Here is a 17,673-nt window from a genome sequence, read left to right as displayed (position 1 = left end):
GCTCCTCCGGGTCAATCCTATATAGCGTAACTATACCTGCTCCGTTGGGAGTTGTAAAGATAAAGTGATGTCATCATGGGGTTGTTGCAGCAGATAACGTTATGGCATAACGCTATTTGCCGAATTGCCTCGTGTTAAAGGCTCGATCACGTATGTCGAACTCGCTTCAGGCGTAGCTGCCTGCTCGCCGCGCACGGTCCACCCATAGGAGAGGACGGCAGTCAGGCGTTGATGCTGCTCCGCGGTAAGAGTTGCCACGACCGCTTCGTGACCGGTTTCGAGCTGCAACTCAGGCTCCTGACCGAAAACGACGAGAATCCAGCTGGCGATGCCGCGCAGCGTATTATATTTGATCTGGTAGCCTTGACGAACGGCTTGCTCGAACGCGGCGAGATCGTCACTCGCGAGCTCGGTTAAGCGCGTATAGTCGAATTGGAACTTGCTTTCATCTACCGGAAGCTGGCCAGCTTGGACCCGCCTAAGAAGCTCATCTGCGGAAGATTCTTGGGACTTGAGTGATTCTAGGATGAGTGCATCCCATTGCGACAGTTTAACTGGGTTGGCTTCGGGAGTTGGCATTTGGATTCGCTCCTGTCTGTACGATGTGGTTTGTATGAAAGAGACTGCCCAACCGTCGTATCGACGATGAGGCAGTCTTCTTAGCATGTTTAGCAGTTGAATTACTTACCGGATTTGCTTGCGTTATACTTGCTCAAGAAATCCTTCACTTTAGCAGAATCTGCTTTGATTTCTAATCCCGTTTTGACAAGCGGGCTTAATGTCGAGATTGCTTTGAACTTATTGTTCTTGTAGTAAGCAAGGAATTCGTCTTGATTGATAGAGTAAAGTACAGCTTTTCTCAAGTCAGCGCTCTTGGCAACTTCACGGTTCTTGGTGTTGAACAGCAAGTAGGAGACAGCGTTGCTTGGGATCGTTTGGAGTGAAAGCTTAGTATCCGCTTTGACAACGTCGAACTTCACTTCGGACACGCCGTAGTACAAGTGAATTTCACCGCTTCTAAGCGCTGACAGGGTGGCTTCAGCATCTTTGATGAAACGAATTTTGATGGAGTCAACTTTCGGCTCGTACTTTGTCCCCTTCATATAACCAGGGTTTTTATAGAAAACGGCTTCGTAATCATTTTTGTAAGACAAAATGTAAGGACCGCTTGTAGCCAACGTGTTGTTGTATTTAGCACCCTCAGTAATCGTCGCTTGGTCGCCGTACGCGATGTCTTTATTTACGTCATATTTGGCTACATCGTACGTGTTGATGCTTTCAACTTGCTTCTTGGAGACGATACCCGCCGATTGATGTGCTAGATAGTTCAAAACTTGCGGGAACGGTTCCGTCGTTGTCAGCTTAACAACTTGATATTTGCCTTCTTTATTGCTTGCTTTTGTTTTATCCGCGACTAGGGATGAAATTTTGGTGCCAAGGCCTTTTTCGAGACTCGACTTGATTGTGTCGGAACCACCGGATACTTTAACGGATTCAAGTACGGCAGGGTCGGTCACGAGTTCTACATTTTTAATATGCTCATGCAAAGTGAAAGTACGGTGATTCGGTACAGAGTTTTTGTCTTTGGCACGATTTAGCGAGAAAATAACATCTTCAGCACCAACGCGTTCGCCAGAGTCAGCGGCTAGCTTGTTCTTAATTTGTGCAAAGTCGATATCGTCACGAAGTAAGAAGTAGTAGTCTGAATTCCCGTTGGCGATGGCAAAGTTGTGCGAAAGTGAGCCTTCAGCCGTTAGCTTGTCGTCATCTGTCAAGTTGAGTAGACGTACGTACATGTTCGTGTTGATAATATTGATCGAACCGTCATTGCCTTTGATCGGATCGAGGGATGTCAAAGATGGAAGCGTGGATTGCAGAATGATCGGGTCTTTCGCACGTTTGGCCGTATCCTTGAAGTCTAGCTCTTCCCATGGAAGGGAGCGTGATTTCGAGAGACGTACAGACTCTTTCTTCAGCACATCTTGATTGAACGCTTGTGCTTTAAGTGAGTTGTAAAGCGGTGCGATGTAAGCCTTGTCTAGCACTAATTGTTGTTCGAATTTCTTGTAAGTTTCTGTGTACTGCTCTGGTGTCTGTGCTGCTGCTTGATCAATCAGCTTGTCGATCTCAGGATCGGACATAATGCTGTAGTCGCCACCTGTTTTGAAAAGGGAACGTACCGCATAATCCGGGTTACCTGTAACCGTAGTCCAGCTGGACAAGGCAGCATCGAAATTGCCTGCATCTTGTTGCGCTTTGAACGTACCGTAATCCGGCTGGATGTTCAACTTCACGTTAAAACCGTTCTTCGTAAGTTGGTCACGAACGATGTTAAGGTCTGTTTCGTTGGAGCTCATACCCAATAGTTCGATGTCTACAGGGGTAGTGTTGGCAGCAGCTGATGCTCCTGGTGATGGTGACGCAGCATCCTTCGTTGTGAAATTGCATCCGCTCAGCATCAAAGAGGCACCGAGGATGACGGGGATGACGACCTTGCTTTTCTTAATCATAGATTGACCCTCCTAGTAAAAGTAAGTGTATGAACGCACATTCATTCCATATTCCTTCAAGTGTATGTGTAACGATGAGGTCCATGGAGTAAGAATGAATATTCCAAGATGATTTGCTTGTTTTAGTCAAGCTTTGGATCTAGCGCGTCGCGTAGTCCGTCTCCAAGGAAGTTGAAGGACAGCACGAGTGCGATGATAGCCAAGCCAGGATAAATTGCCGTGTAGGCATGAGTTTCGAGATAGGAACTTCCGACCTTTAGAATATTACCCCACTCGGGGATATGCGGTTCGACGCCGAGTCCGAGGTAGCTCAAGCTGCTTGTTGAGATGATGGCTCCACCGACAGTCAACGTAGATTTAACGATCATTGGCGCAATGGAGTTCGGGATAATATGTCTGAGCAAAATGATAAAATCGCCAGCGCCGAAAGCGCGCGCCGCTTGCACATATTCAAGCGTAGAGACGAGCAGCACGTTGGCTCTCATGGTCCGAGCATACGTAGGAATGGCCCCTACGCTCAGTGCGATGATGAGATTGACCGTGCTGGCGCCGAATGCCGCGATGATCGCGATGGCAAGCAGGATGCCTGGAATGGCGTACAAGATATCAAGCGCTCGCATGATGAGATTGTCTGTACTGCGTCCGTAGTAGCCGGATATCGCTCCCAGTGAGCCTCCAATAATGACAGGGATCAATGTAGAGAGGATACCAACAAAGAGCGAGATGCGTGCACCGAATACGATCCGAGAGAACAGACATCGACCGAAGTTGTCCGTACCAAGCGGATAGGCAAGGCTTGGCGATTGCAGAATAGCTCCGTAATTATTATCGATCGCCATCCCGTAGTCGAACGTCAAGTAGCTGCACAACGAGATTGAAATAAGAAAACCGATGAACCACAGACCCAGCATGGAAGTAGAACTGCGGGACAGCCGATCAACAACCTCATTTAATTTCGTGCCGGACGAACCATCTCTGTTCTTAAGTTTGGACATCAACAGGATGCCAAGCGCCAAGGCGAACACATTGCCCGTTAAAGCAGTTACAAGCAGCAGAACCGCAACGACCCACATCCACTTGGGCATATGCTGGTCATCTGCATATCGGGAGATCAGAAGAAGAGCAAGTAATTGAACGACTCCGGCGACTAAAATGAGGCCCATACCCGGTACGAATAAGTTGGATACATACGGCTTGAAGACGTTTAGAGCTGAGACAGCGAAAACGAACAAGGTCGTCAATAATGCGTAGAACGAGAGAATATATGCTGCATTCTTCTTGCGTTTGATGAGCTGAAAGGCAGCTGTAACGATGAAAATATTCGCAGTCAGCAAGCTGAGCAATAGTAGGTAGCCTAACCATCGAGTGGTGCGGCGGATCTCACCATGCTGAAGCAGATCTCTGCGGATCAAAGCCATTGTTCCTAGTTGAAGAAGTGCAAAGACCAAATACGAGACAAAGGCAGCGAACACGGCTGAATGCACAGCGAGGTGAGCTCCTTCGAAGCTGTTGATCAACAATACCAGCGCCAAGCTTAAGGAGGCGATCCCCGCAAAGCTGGCTTGTCCGTATTCGGAGCAGGTACGTAATCTGAAATGAGTGTCCTGTTTAGTAAGTATCGGTTTGGTCACGTTGTCACCTGCTAGTATTGTTTCATTTTGGAACGGATTCGTGGATCAAAAAAGGCATATAAAATGTCAATGACGACATTGACGATAGAGATTGTGATGGCTGTATAGACGACGCCACCCATAATTGCGGGAATATCGGGAATGAACTGCTTGTCCACGATATAGCTTCCAATCCCGTTGATATTGAAAACCTTCTCTGTCACAGCCGCTCCGCCGAGCATGGCACCGAACTGAAGTCCGATGACCGTAATGATCGGGATTAGCGCATTACCCACGGCGTGCTTCCAAAGCACCTGGCCGCGGGATAACCCTTTGGCCCGGGCTGTCGTAATATAATCCTCGTGGATGACCTCCAGTGTAGAAGAACGCGTCATCCGGGCGACGGCCGCTGTAAGTCCTGTTCCTAATACGACAATCGGCATGATCATCGTCAAGGCATTATTCGGATTATACGTAGCCGGGAGCCAGTGCAGCTTGATTGAGAAATTTAAGATAAGGACGAGCCCTTGCCAGAAGTTAGGGATCGACAATCCAATCAGTGCAATCAACATGAACGTATAGTCGAAGAAAGAATTCGGCCGAGTGGCAGATACCAACCCGATCGGCAGCGCGATCAGTACCGCTACAATCGTGGAGATGACAGTTAGTGTCAGCGTCACGGGAAACTTCGCGGCGATGGAGGTAGTGACGTCTTCACTTCCCGCAAACGACTTGCCTAGATCGAATGTCAGAATACCTCGGAACGTATGCCACAGCTGAACCAGATAAGGCTGATCAAGCCCGTAAAGCTGATTAAACTTGGCAATCTGCTCGGCTGTAGCCGTTTCCCCGATAATGTTGGCCGCAGGATTCATGGGCGACAGATAGAGAATGGTAAAGACCAGAAATGCGACGCCAAAAATGACGAAAACGGTCATCACGAGCCGTTCAGCGATATATTTGAAATAGGCATTGTTATAAATCAACATAAGAATGTACATAAGAACACCGGGAATAATGGATATAGCGAGAAAAGCCGGGTGTCGTATCAACTGGGTGAATGTATCGGCATAGGTAGTCTGCGACTTGCCATTCCCATCTTGCTCAGCATCAAGGTGACGCAATAACGCCTCCCTGAACTTGATCGCCGTGATCTGATTAGCTTCACGATCCAGCTTCTCTGGTGCGACGGTCTGACCGAAAAATCGGTGCTTGCGTTCAAGTTGTTCTTTCGCCTCCTTGAACATCTGATCGCGATATCCGGAGGCAGTCCATTGCTGTTCTAACTTGTCCAACTTAGCCTTGTGCATACTCTTCTTCTTATTGGACAGGTAAACCACATAGACGATTAGATGCAAGGGAGCCCCCGCCAGTAGTAGCAGAAAGCGATAAGTAGGATGCAGTAGCATTTTGGGAAAAATGTTCCCGAGTCGATCGACTAGAGGTGAATCCATAGCTGAAGTGTGCCCGGTCAAGTTCGTATGCTCCTTTGTCGGTCGTTTATATTGCATTATTCCGATCGATATAGTAGATTTTAAGAGTGGCAGCTGAAAATGTCAATAATGGTCGGAAAATAGTTTATTTTATTCGAATTATATAATTTTTTTATCGTTGCGATATAATTAACTTATATTTTAACATGTATTTACGAATGATAGAAACTTTCTTTTCAAGTTTATCCCAACTCAAAGGTGATTATATGACATCCATTTTAGAAGTGAAGCAATTGTCTGTCTCTTTCTACACACGAGATAAGGAAGTTGAAGCGGTTCGTAACGTAAGTTTCTCTGTTCGCGAGGGAGAGACGCTGGGGATCGTGGGCGAATCCGGCAGCGGGAAGAGCGTTACAGCACGTACGATCATGAGGTTGCTGCCATCACCTCCTTCGATGGTGAAGGGGGGAGAGGTTCTCTTCCAAGGACAGAACCTCGCTGATAAGTCAGATCTTGAGATGGAGCATATTCGCGGTCGCGATATCGGCATGATCTTCCAAGATCCGATGTCCTCCCTGAACCCAACGATGCGTATCGGTCGACAAATTGAGGAGAGTTTGATCAAGCATCGAAAGCTTGGCAAGGAAGAAGCACAGCGGGAAGCGATTGAGATGCTGAAGCTTGTTGGTATCCCCTTCGCAGAAGCACGCTACTTACAGTATCCCCATGAATTTTCCGGTGGTATGCGTCAACGCGTAATGATTGCGATCGCGCTTGCTTGTCGACCATCGCTGCTTATTGCGGACGAGCCGACGACTTCGCTTGATGTCACCATTCAGGCGCAGATTTTGCACCAGATGAAGGAGATTCAGCGCAAGCTGGGCACCTCTATTATCTTGATTACGCATGATCTAGGTGTCGTAGCCGGCATGTGTGATCGGGTCGTAGTCATGAAGGATGGCGAAGTCGTGGAGACGGGCACGACGGAGGAGATTTTCTCTGCTCCGAAGCATCCCTACACAGTGCGTCTGCTGAACGCACTGCCAAGGCTTGACGAGAAGAAGAAACCTAAACTCGTTTCCTCTGTCACTCGTTCAGCAGATGATCGTCCCTTGCTGGAGGTTCGGTCGCTTAGACAGCATTTCAATCTAGGCAAAGGCCAGATCATCAAAGCAGTCAACGATGTCAGCTTTGATATCCGTGCCGGGGAGACGCTAGGCGTAGTAGGAGAATCTGGCTGTGGTAAATCCACCACAGGTCGGACCATCTTGCGGTTAAACGAAGCGACAGGCGGAGAGGTGCTGTACAAGGGGATCTCGCTCAACCGCTTAAACCGCAGGGAAATGAAGACGATGCGACGCTACATGCAGATGATCTTCCAGGATCCGTATGCCTCCCTGAATCCGCGTATGCGTGTTGCCGACATTATCGGCGAGGCGTTGGACCTCCACCGCATGACGAAAAGCAGGGGGGAGCGGCAGCATCGGATCGAAGAACTGCTTGAGATGGTCGGTCTTAGCCCATCTCACGCGATGCGCTATCCGCATGAGTTCTCTGGCGGGCAGCGGCAGCGGATTGGCATCGCCCGAACACTGGCGGTTGAGCCAGAGTTTATCGTTTGCGACGAGCCGTTGTCGGCTCTGGATGTTTCCATTCAGGCGCAAATCGTCAAGCTGCTKGAGGAACTGCAGCAGAGGCTGGGGCTAACGTACCTATTCATCGCTCACGACCTTTCGATGGTCAAGCATATCAGTGACCGCGTAGCCGTGATGTACAAGGGTAAGATCGTTGAACTCGCAGAGAGCGAAGAGTTGTATGCGAACCCGATGCACGCGTATACCAAGTCGCTGCTCGCGGCGATTCCGGTTCCTGATCCGGCGGTGGAGTCGCGTAAGGCGTTCGTGCCACTCATGGATTCGTCGATACAGGATCCGTATGGGCTGGAGCGGTCGCGGTTTGTTGAAGTGACGCCAGGCCATTGGCTGGCTGTGAATGAATGATAACGCGCGTCCCTTCATGGAGGGACGCGCTTTTGTGACATATAAGAATTTTGGGTAAGCGAATCTTTCCCCCTTATTTCATGTATAATCAAACTTCACTTTAACTGATTTCGGCTTTCCCACCCGGCTAAATGGAAAACATACAGTTAATTATTGCAAATTCCTCCAAATTCTACGATTAGATGGATTTTATGTGGTTAAATCATCAAATTTCATCCGTATTCTCTTGAAATTTTGAAATTACATGGATAGTTTCCAGTTAAATCACTGAAACACGAATGAGACGTGAAATTAGCTGTACAAAATACAGTTACTCTAGTGTTTGGCCCTCGGCTGCCCGCATTCCCTGCACGAGAGAGGAGCGCGAACGTGACTACCGTATACAAAAAGGGACGTACTTCACAAGTACAGTCCCTTTTCTTGTATTTCTCTATAAACGCTCCGTCCTTGAAGGACGGCGGAGGCGTTTTTTTGCACGTTAGTGAGCGTGTATTTCTTGGGAATGGTGCACGAGGATGTTATGATGGATGAAAGAATACGTTTAACAAAGTGATTGTGCACGGGGTGATAATAGTGATCAACATCGGTTTAGCGGGTTGGGGGGACCATGACTTGGGCGGGAGCAAAGGGAAGCTCGTGACGTACGGCGCTCATTTCCCGATCGTGGAGGTAGATACCTCCTTCTACGCGGTTCAGCCTGAACGTAATTATGCGAAATGGGTCCAGGAGACTCCTGAGAATTTTGGGTTTATAATCAAAGCCTATCAAGGGATGACTGGCCATCTACGGGGAGAGAATCCGTTTGCCGGTGGGGCAGACCAGATGTACGAGGCGTTCTTGCAGTCCATTCGACCGGTTCAGGAAGCGGGGAAGCTGAAGGCGGTGCTGTTTCAGTATCCTCCTTGGTTTGCGTGCAACAAGGCGAGTGTGGATGTGATTCGCGAGGCGAAGGCGAGAATGGGCGATGTGCCGCTAGCGCTGGAGTTCCGCCATCAGAGCTGGTTCACGGAGGACATGCGCGACAAGACGCTGGCCTTCATGAAGCGCGAGGGCTGGATGCATAGCATCTGCGACGAGCCGCAGGCGGGAATTGGATCGGTTCCGATCGTCCTGGAGGCGACGCATCCAGACATGACGATGGTCCGCTTCCACGGACGAAATGTCGGGGGATGGGTACAGACGAACGAAGCTAACTGGCGCGATGTGCGGTATCTGTACGACTACAATTCGCAGGAATTGTTGGAGTGGAAGGTGAGGTTGCTCCACTTGCAGGAGCAGACGCGCGAAGTTTGCATCATTTTCAACAACAACTCAGGTGGACATGCTGCTGGGAATGCGAAAACGTTGATGAGCATGCTGGGCTTAGACTACGAGGGGCTCGCGCCGAGGCAGTTGGATTTGTTCTAATAGGTTGCGAGGTTGGGTTTCTGTTGCGGAATTGTCGAAGTGGGTGCTGTTTGGACGGGGCGACTTTTGTTACAATGGGATGTAAGAGTAGATATAAGGAGCGGTGCTAGGTGGTTGGTGCAATTATAGGAAGTATCATAGCCATTATTATTGTGATTGGGCTAACGATTTGGATTACGAAGAAGGCTTATTCGCGTAAATGGGAAGATGATGAATAGAACTGCTGAAGTTCAAATGCCCCTGTGGAAAGCGCACGACTGTAGCGTGCTTACCAGCAGGGGTGTTTTTAGGTTGTCTCGACGATACGGAACGAGGTTCCGTATGAAGCTGTCATTTGACAGAAGCTGCTGGACCCGCTTACCGACTACACCTCACCACGCTTCGCAGCCAAGTCTGTTGCCAACGTCAGTGTACGCTGTTTATTTAACGGATAGACGAATACGAGCATGATGAAAATCACGAAGAATACAATGCCCGGCACCAACGTGCCTAAGCGGTAAATTCCTTCCAACGCAGCCTGTGTTTGCTTAGGAAGTATGGAATCGTAGCCCACTGCAGCAATCGCGAATCCGCCAATGCCACCAGCGATGGCTTGGCCTAATTTACGAGCGAAAGAGTACACGGAGTAGACGGTTCCATCTTCGCGCATGCCTGTCAGGAATTCGTGGTAGTCAATGACATCGGTTACAAATGCCCATACAACGAGGTTGAAGAAGGCGAATCCGAATGTTCCTAATGTGGATATGCCAATGAACTGCATCGCTGTTAGGCCTGGAAGGAAGGCAAGGACAAGATTCACGATAGCGGCAAGGAGCATGCCGGCAGCGGCGATTTCTTTTTTACCAAATTTAGCGACTAAAGGTTTAGCCAACGGAATGGCAATTAGAATGACAACAACCTGAACAAGTCCGACGATACTCAGGGAGGATGCGCTTCCAAAATAGTCTTTAAATAGATAAACGTTAACCGCGCCAGTTAGCATGTTCAACATCATGAACATCAGCGAGATGACTAGAATCGAGAGTAATGGTTTGTTTTTGCCTAATGCTTTCAAGGTTACCTTGATATTCGTATTCTTCTCTTGTGCTGCTGATGTCGTAATGCGTTCCGTAGACATCGTGTAACAAGCTAAGTAACAAGAAATGGATAGGATGCCAAAGAGGATTGCACCCATCATGAAGTGGTTCGCATCAGCTTTGTTATTCACGAATAGAACCAGCGGTCCAACCACATTAATAATCAAGCTGGCGAACAGTCCGCCCATTGTTCTGAACGTAGACAAGCTAGTACGCTCAACAGGATCACTCGTGATGAATGAAGCCATGGAGCCATAAGGAATATTGACGGTGCTGTAGAGGGTTCCCCAGAGAATATAGGTGATGAAGGCATAAGTCAGATAGAAGCCGTTCGACATGCCAGGAATATGAACGAACATAAGCACACCAGATACGACAAGCGGGAAAGACATTCGCAGAATCCAAGGTTTAAATTTACCATGCTTACTCGCCTTGCGCGTATCTATAAATCGGCCCCAAGTCAGATCAGCAACCGCGTCCCAAATACGAGCTACGAGGAAGAGGATACCAACAGTCGCCGCGCTGATATGGAAGATATCGGTGTAGTAGACCATGAGAAAAGAGCTTACAAGTATGAAAAAGAAATCGTTTCCAAAATCCCCGAACAAGTACCCGATTTTATCACGCATACCAAACTTCCTAGTTTCTCTCGCGGCTACTTCGATTTGTTGTTTGTGTAAATTCGTCATGGTGTTCATAGTTTTTCCTCCAGGTGGACAAGGTTTATACAAGACAAGAAAAGGGGCGAAAGCCGCCCCATCTGAACGGGAGTAATTAGGAACTAATGCGTATTGATTTCCGTCTGTTTCCGGATTTGAGTCAACTCTTTATTCAGTGCATATAGCAGTGTTTCGTTGAAAATATCGCTTGCCAGCGAAGCCAGCATATCGATTTTCATCGCTTGTGCCATGCCGAACATCGGATGCTCCGAGAAGTTGCCCAAATATTTCTCAAGTACCGCGCGCGCTGCGTCGTTATCCATCATTTCGCCCATGGAACAGCGAGTGGAATAGACGTCATCGGTGATAACAAGCTCTTCGACTTGCACATCACCAAGATCAGGAACTTGGAACCAGTTCTTGACGATGCCGCCTTTTTCTTCCGGCGCTTCATAGCTTGGGTTGGCAACGGCTACCTTGTTGAAGAAGGCCGTATCTTCGAACGTCTGACCATCTTGGTGGGCGATAACGGTGATCTCATTTTGGCCAGCAAGAAGTGCTACTTGGTCGAAAAGGAAGATCCGATTCTCACTGGATTGTGAAGCTAACTCAGTACCGTTCACATAAAGCGTAACTGTGTCACAGTTGGTGTAGACTTTCACGTTAATCGCGTCATCTGCGCGGTCGATATAGCGTTTGCTTGCGATATGAACGAATTTCTCATCGGACCAGTTCGCTTTGTACATATAGAAGGCATCTTTCTTGATCTTGCGATCGTAAGTGACTAAGCCTTTGTTGTTACGGCCTTTCACGCCGCCTTCGTCCCGAATGTTAGCGCCGAAATCGAACATATTCCATACATACGTTGCCCACAGGAAAGGACGTTTGGCGAAAATATCCCACACGATTTCATGGTACAGCGCATGGTATTCTTCGGTATAATCTTTCACCTTCGGATCGTTGCTGTGGTATTGAATAATCCCTTCAGCCCCGTATTCGGAGATCCCAAGCTTCGCTGTTGGGTTCGTTTGGCGGAAGCCATCAATCCACGCGGCAAAATCCTCCGCTTTCCCGTTGTACCAGCCATAGTATTTGTTATAGCCAATAATGTCAGTTGTCCGGTTATAGTCGTCAGTATCCTCAACGAACATCACGTTCGCCATCGTCGTCAAACGCGTAGGGTCTTCTTTCTTCGTTAACGCATTCAATTCATTGACGAGCTTGCGAAGCGCAGGTGTATCGCCGCCGATTTGAATCTCATTCTGGATGCCCCAGAACATGATGGACGGATGGTTGAAGTTTTGGCGGATCAATTCGATCATCTGTTGCTTCGCATTGATGCCTTCTAGCTCCGTTTTGGACATGATCGAAATGAACGGGATCTCGGCCCACACGACCATCCCCTCTTGATCGCATAGATTGTAGAAATGTTGATCATGCTGGTAATGTGCGAGACGAATGGACGTTGCACCCACTTCTTTGATTAGCGCCATATCTTCTTCATGTTGTTGTGGCGTAATCGCCCAGCCCATATCTTTGCGATCCTGGTGACGAGAAACCCCATTCAAAGCCAGATGCTCACCGTTCAGGAAGAAGCCTTTGTCCGCATCGACTTCAAAATAACGCACACCAAACGGAATGCTTAGCGCATCTATCGTATCGTTATAAGAGATCAAGGACACTTGGGCGTTATATAGATACGCATTCTTGCGACCGTTCCAGAGCGTTGGATTCTTGATCACGACTGGCACTTCAACGACTTGTGTTTCACCAGCGGCTAGCATGACTTCTTTAGCTGCATAAGCGACATGACGCCCCGCCGCATCGAGGATATCCACCCATAGTCTTACTTTTTTATCTACAGCTTCATCATTCGTTAGGTTAGATTTGATCGTAAGAACGGCTTTCTCATGGCTAACGTCCTCTTGAATGACATAGACACCCGTGGAACCGTAATCCAGCAGGTCAAAATGGACCGGGCTAGCAATGATCATGTTCACATTCCGGTAAATACCACCGAAGAACGTGAAATCAGCCATTTGCGGGTAGACATCGTCCACAACCGTGTTGTCGACTCTCACGCTAAGGGTATTTTCAGCACCGACGGTGATCACGTCCGTCATATCAAAACGGAAGCTTGAATAGCCGCCGCGGTGTTGCCCCAAATGGTGCCCATTAACATAAACGTCGGTGATACTGTTGGAGCCTTCGAACTCAATGAATACGCGATTGCCATGTGCCGTCGTACTAACGAAGAAGCTTTTGCGATACCAACAAGTTCCTTTGTAAAAATCAAATCCGTTCGCGCCGTCAATCGCATTCCATGTGTGGGGGAGGTCGATCGGTTCCCAATTGCTCGCATCCCAAAAAATATCATTCGCAACGGCGATATCTTGTTTGCTGAAAGACCAAGATTGGTTCATATTTATAAGTTGTCTCATGGATAGATCCCATCCTTTTGTGAGTTTATGGATTACACGAGGTTGAAAACGATTACAAATCTATTTTAAATGATTTATCCTGTTTGAGATCGCACGATTTTGATTGGATTAGCACGAAAATTGCTTCTTGTCTTGAGGTGGATTTATACTAGGGGTATTCATAAGAAGGGGATGAGCTAGTTGGGAGATGGTCATTTTGATCTACATGCCTTTAATAAAACCTTGCAGTTGCTGCACCATTTTATTAAGTTGGATGTCCGATTTATTGACTCAGAGGATCAGGTTGCTATTCAACTGGTGGACCATCAGCTTCCCGCTGTGATTCAGTCAGTAGGCCGTGCGTACCCGGAATTAAAGGGGATCTTACAAGGGCTAAGTCCTACGAGCTGCTTTTATTACATCAATGAGGTTGGACTTGAATATCTTGCGGTGGGTGTATGGCGGGAACAGTCCTATTGCGGATTCGTGCTAGCGGGACCTTTTCTATCAAGCTTTCCGAATGCGGATTTTATAAGTGATGTCATTGTGAAAAGTAATCTGCCGATCAGTGAGCGCAAGCAGCTTCAATCCTTCTACCAATCCTTATCGTTTATGAGCAGTAATGACTCCAACATGATGGGGGATTTCATTGTCAATCTATGTGCACATCCGCATGCAGACAGCCAATTGGTCAGTCCAGCTATCATTCAGCCCGTTCTTCGTAAAGAGGAGCAAGAGAGTCAAATCGCGGAGAGTATCTCTGTGATTGAGCTTCGCTATCGCTATGAGAAAGAGATGATGGATGCAGTCACAAGGGGAAATACGGAGGAAATTCGTCGGATAACCGCAGGAATAGGAAGCCATTTTAATCTCCCCGATCGCATTCCAGAGAGCCCAATTAGGTCAACGAAAAATTTATTGATTACACTCAATACCTTATGCCGGATTGCCGCCGAGAAGGGTGGCTTGCATCCGGTTTATGTACATAATATATCGGAGAAATTCTCGATCACGATTGAGAGGTCGACGAATCTGCCGCAGTTGAAGAAATTGACGGCGGTTATCATCGAAGAGTACTGCGAGGCTGTACATGTCTATTCCACGAAGAGCTATAGCAGTATTGTAAAAAATGCGGTCAATCATATCGATTTAAATCTGCAAAAGCCTCTGACCTTGCAGCAGATTGCCGCAAATATTCATGTCAATGCTTCGCATCTTTCAAGGAAGTTTAAGCAGGATGTCGGCATAAATCTGATCGATTATATCAATCTGAAGCGGGTGGAGGCTTCTAAGATTTATTTGCTAAGAGGCAACATTCCAATTACGGAAATTGCTTTCATGGTGGGCTTTAACGATCTCAATTATTTTGCAAGAGTGTTCAAAAAATGCACGGCCATGACGCCTTCCCAGTACATACTCGCTAATAGATAAGCGGCAGATTGTAGGCCCGGGGAATATCGTGAGCGCGTCGCTGCTGCCAAAGCCGAAGACAATCGAAGGGTTGTCCTTTGCTGGGGATTTGCACAGCGAGGATGTCATTCTCAAATCAGAGTAAGACGATAGGGCTGTCAGCGAATGCTGGCGGCCTTTTGTGCACATGAGCCGCACACCCGTTCTAGCCAACGTGTTGCGAAAATTACTGTTTTCGTAACACATGCGTGCTCAGCTAAAAAGAATCCCAAGTATAATAGGCATAAAGATCTAGATGATTTAGTTATTTATACCTAGGTCAATAAACGTATGCTTGCGAGCTGCTCAGGAGGCGAAGAACACATGCAGAAAGTTGGCAGTACTCCCTTGAAATGGGGCTTTACAATTCGAAAGAAGCTTTTGGCCTTTTGCCTATTGTTGTTGTTGATCCCTACGCTGTTTTTATCTATTAACAGTTATTTTAACGCCAAAGACGAGACGGATAGGCTCATTGAGAAAAACCTGGAGAACAGCGTCAAACTGATGGTTCAAAATATTAATCAGCTAAATGAGCTGGTCAAGAACGGTCAATTGACGATGCAGCAGGCGGAAGAAGACGCGAAGCTCATCATGCTGGGCAGCAAGCAGGCAGATGGGACAAGACCGATTAATCGTAATATTAACATGGGCGCCAACGGCTATTATTTTGTCCTTAACGATAAAGGGGATTTGCAAGCGCATCCGAGTCTGGAAGGTCAGAACATCTGGGATAAAAAGTCGTCGGACGGAGTTTATTACATCCAGGATATGATTGGCCAGGCTCAAAATGGCGGCGGGTTTACCTTTTATAACTGGCCGCTGCCAAACAGTGACCAAGAGGCGCTGAAGATAGCCTACGCCCTCAAAGTGCCGGATTGGAATTGGATTGTCGCAGCCGGTTCCTATTACCAGGACTACAATGATGGCCAGAAGCGCATGCTGCATGCCACGATCACGATGCTGCTCATTTGTTTGGTCTTGGGGTCGCTGGGCGTTATCCTTTTCTCCAATCATATCTCCAAACCGATTAAAAAAATTGCCGCTGAAGCTCGAAAGGTTGCGACTGGCGACCTAACTTCGGATCCGCTGTACATTAAGAACAGGGATGAAATCGGCAAGCTGGCCAGTGATTTTACGACGATGAGCACGAATTTAAAAACGCTGGTGAAGCAAGTGATGCACAGCTCGGATCAAGTATCCGCAGCTTCCGAGACGCTGCAATCCTCCATTGATGAAACGACACAAGCTTCAAGGAATATTGCAGAGTCCACGCAGCTTATTGCGACAGGCATCGAAACACAAGCGATGAGCACGGAGCAAAGCTCCAGAGCGATGGAAGAAATGACGCAGGGAATTCTGCGAATTGCCGATACGTCTTCGCTGGCCTATGAAACATCAATTCAATCAAAGAGGGAAGCGGAATACGGCTTCGGGCTTATTGAGCTGTCAATTTCCAAAATGCAGTCCGTGGAGGAAGCGGTCAACAATATCTCCAAGGTGATGGAGACGCTGAATGTGCGCTCCCAGGAAATTAGCAGCATTGTCACCATGATGTCGGATATCGCCTCGCAAACGAGCCTGTTGTCACTAAATGCATCTATTGAGGCGGCACGGGCCGGGGAGCAAGGCCGAGGTTTTGCGGTTGTTGCGTCCGAGGTGAAAAAGCTGGCGGAAATGTCGAAGAACTCTTCCGAGCAGATCAACGAGCTTGTCAGTCAAGTGCAGGCGGACATTGCGTCGGCTTCCAGTTCGACTGTCCAAGGCATCGACGAATTCCAGCAAGGCATGTTGGCGATTGAGCAAACGGGAACAGCTTTTGCTAAAATTGTGGAAACAGCTCAAGGGGTCGTGAGCCAAATTCAAGAGGCTTCGGCGGCGGCGGAGCAAATGTCGGCAAGTTCCGAAGAAATTACTGCCTCTTTGCAGGAACTGGACCGCATTGCCGGGCAGTCGGCCAAAAATTCCGAGACGATTACCTCTGCAACGGAAGAACAAATGGCCACGATTGACGAGATTGCGCAATCCTCCAGTTCTCTTAACCACATGGCGACAGCACTTAAGGAGATGGCACATCAGTTTCAGATTAAGGAATGAGATGTTAGCGGTTCACGGGGGTGAACGGCTGAACAGAGCGGTGGAGCGACAAGACGAATGTCTTGATCGCTCTTTTTTGACACGCCAGAAATTATATGGCCTGGGGAGTGGTAAACGGTAAGCCACACGGATAGGCCTTTATGATGTTGTCAGGTAAGGGCTTTCTTGCTATGATGAAGCTAGTAAACATAAAGGTGGCTGACCAATGAATCGCATGGAGGCCGAATTCAGTAACTTGGTAAAAGCGTACCGCAAGAGGCATATGGGCAAAGGGCCGGAACGCGTGACGACGACCTTCTGCAAAAGTTGGGCAATCTGCGAAATGGCAGGAAACCTTTCTCCCGTAGAAAAGTTTATGGCGAAGACGGGCGATGGCAGGCAAATGCTCCGCACGGCACGCACAGAAATGGTCAAAGAAATATACAAGGATCATCCCCCTGTAGAGATGGAAGCGCTGCTGGGCGCGAAGTTCGTTCAGCTGTTCGTTGATATTGATATTGCGCAGGATATAGGGATGTCGATATTCGTCTTTGATGAGGATTTGGAAAAGAAGTTCAGTACCAGACACGGATAACTATCCGCTCGTACATCTACATATACATAAGTAAGGTGCTTGGCACTTGGTAGCGAACCTGCCGGAGACTAACCACTGTGAGACAACCCGAGACTCTTCTCGTAAAGAGGGGCTTGGGGTTGTTTTGCGGTGGTTTTTTGCTTCTAGAGAGCCGAGGAGCGGTTGTTAACAAGCTGTTCAAACTTTAAGTGCTCAGCCGGCCTTTCTAGGCGTTCAAAGATGCAAATAGGCAACCTTTTCACGCTAGACTCCTCGCTGAGTAGGAATTGTTGCGAATAGGCAACCTTTTTGTGATAAATACGCTACAAACGTCAGAAGCGCCAGAAATAGTTGCAGATTTGCACTTATTTCTCTAAAGTAGGCGAATTTGTTGGAGAAAGGTTGCACTATTGCAGTTATTTGGGGCAACGGTTGGTTGTGGAGGCAGTGGGGAATGGTCTG

Annotated in this window: 11 protein-coding genes; 5 read left to right on the top strand and 6 right to left on the bottom strand. The window is 47.9% G+C overall.

The annotated features are described in order from the left end of the window. Positions 1 to 99: 99 nt before the first annotated feature. From AB4114_RS18070 to AB4114_RS18055, 4 genes are all read right to left on the bottom strand, one after another. Positions 100 to 579 (bottom strand): hypothetical protein, encoded by a 480-nt coding sequence (locus tag AB4114_RS18070; RefSeq protein ID WP_441989716.1) that lies wholly within the window; start codon positions 577 to 579, stop codon positions 100 to 102. 101 nt (positions 580 to 680) lie between these two features. Then, positions 681 to 2,510 (bottom strand): ABC transporter substrate-binding protein, encoded by a 1,830-nt coding sequence (locus AB4114_RS18065; RefSeq protein ID WP_441989715.1) that lies wholly within the window; start codon positions 2,508 to 2,510, stop codon positions 681 to 683. A 122-nt stretch (positions 2,511 to 2,632) separates the two neighbouring features. Further along, on the bottom strand, positions 2,633 to 4,141 hold the full coding sequence (locus AB4114_RS18060) for an ABC transporter permease (protein ID WP_441989714.1): 1,509 nt from the start codon (positions 4,139 to 4,141) through the stop codon (positions 2,633 to 2,635). 11 nt (positions 4,142 to 4,152) lie between these two features. Next, a complete protein-coding gene (locus tag AB4114_RS18055; RefSeq protein WP_441989713.1) occupies positions 4,153 to 5,595 on the bottom strand; it encodes an ABC transporter permease in 1,443 nt (480 codons plus the stop codon). 224 nt (positions 5,596 to 5,819) lie between these two features. Here AB4114_RS18055 and AB4114_RS18050 point away from each other — a divergent pair, with 224 nt between their 5' ends. Both AB4114_RS18050 and AB4114_RS18045 read left to right on the top strand, forming a co-directional pair. After that, positions 5,820 to 7,553: an ABC transporter ATP-binding protein gene (locus AB4114_RS18050; protein WP_441989712.1), complete on the top strand. Its 1,734-nt coding sequence runs from the start codon at positions 5,820 to 5,822 to the stop codon at positions 7,551 to 7,553. A 573-nt stretch (positions 7,554 to 8,126) separates the two neighbouring features. After that, on the top strand, positions 8,127 to 8,960 hold the full coding sequence (locus AB4114_RS18045) for a DUF72 domain-containing protein (protein ID WP_441989711.1): 834 nt from the start codon (positions 8,127 to 8,129) through the stop codon (positions 8,958 to 8,960). A gap of 364 nt (positions 8,961 to 9,324) precedes the next feature. On the opposite strand, the gene AB4114_RS18040 is transcribed toward AB4114_RS18045, so the two are convergent. Next, positions 9,325 to 10,734, bottom strand: a complete 1,410-nt coding sequence (locus AB4114_RS18040) for an MFS transporter (RefSeq protein WP_441989710.1) — start codon at positions 10,732 to 10,734, stop codon at positions 9,325 to 9,327. Positions 10,735 to 10,817: 83 nt separating this feature from the next. Further along, positions 10,818 to 13,136, bottom strand: a complete 2,319-nt coding sequence (locus AB4114_RS18035; RefSeq protein WP_441989709.1) for a glycoside hydrolase family 2 TIM barrel-domain containing protein — start codon at positions 13,134 to 13,136, stop codon at positions 10,818 to 10,820. Between the two features lie 180 nt (positions 13,137 to 13,316). Here AB4114_RS18035 and AB4114_RS18030 point away from each other — a divergent pair, with 180 nt between their 5' ends. The 3 genes from AB4114_RS18030 (at position 13,317) to AB4114_RS18020 (ending at position 17,232) form a co-directional block, all read left to right on the top strand. After that, positions 13,317 to 14,546: a helix-turn-helix transcriptional regulator gene (locus tag AB4114_RS18030; RefSeq protein WP_441989708.1), complete on the top strand. Its 1,230-nt coding sequence runs from the start codon at positions 13,317 to 13,319 to the stop codon at positions 14,544 to 14,546. A 342-nt stretch (positions 14,547 to 14,888) separates the two neighbouring features. Next, the gene (locus AB4114_RS18025) at positions 14,889 to 16,658 is read left to right on the top strand and encodes a methyl-accepting chemotaxis protein (protein ID WP_441989707.1); all 1,770 of its coding nucleotides are present in this window, start codon (positions 14,889 to 14,891) and stop codon (positions 16,656 to 16,658) included. A 205-nt stretch (positions 16,659 to 16,863) separates the two neighbouring features. Further along, entirely contained in the window at positions 16,864 to 17,232 is a 369-nt protein-coding gene (locus tag AB4114_RS18020) for a DUF2294 domain-containing protein (protein WP_441989706.1), read from the top strand. Positions 17,233 to 17,673: the final 441 nt, after the last annotated feature.

It is taken from the genome of Paenibacillus sp. 2RAB27 (genome assembly GCF_052115445.1).
In the GTDB taxonomy this organism is placed as follows: domain Bacteria; phylum Bacillota; class Bacilli; order Paenibacillales; family NBRC-103111; genus Paenibacillus_E.
This window is presented reverse-complemented; position numbering and strand designations above follow the sequence as displayed.

Excerpts from the sequence above, each read along its gene's own strand:
- AB4114_RS18070 (WP_441989716.1), bottom strand. The coding sequence starts at position 579 with ATGCCAACTCCCGAAGCCAACCCAGTTAAACTGTCGCAATGGGATGCA.
- AB4114_RS18065 (WP_441989715.1), bottom strand. The coding sequence starts at position 2,510 with ATGATTAAGAAAAGCAAGGTCGTCATCCCCGTCATCCTCGGTGCCTCT.
- AB4114_RS18040 (WP_441989710.1), bottom strand. The coding sequence starts at position 10,734 with ATGAACACCATGACGAATTTACACAAACAACAAATCGAAGTAGCCGCG.
- AB4114_RS18035 (WP_441989709.1), bottom strand. The coding sequence starts at position 13,136 with ATGAGACAACTTATAAATATGAACCAATCTTGGTCTTTCAGCAAACAA.
- AB4114_RS18025 (WP_441989707.1), top strand. The coding sequence starts at position 14,889 with ATGCAGAAAGTTGGCAGTACTCCCTTGAAATGGGGCTTTACAATTCGA.
- AB4114_RS18020 (WP_441989706.1), top strand. The coding sequence starts at position 16,864 with ATGAATCGCATGGAGGCCGAATTCAGTAACTTGGTAAAAGCGTACCGC.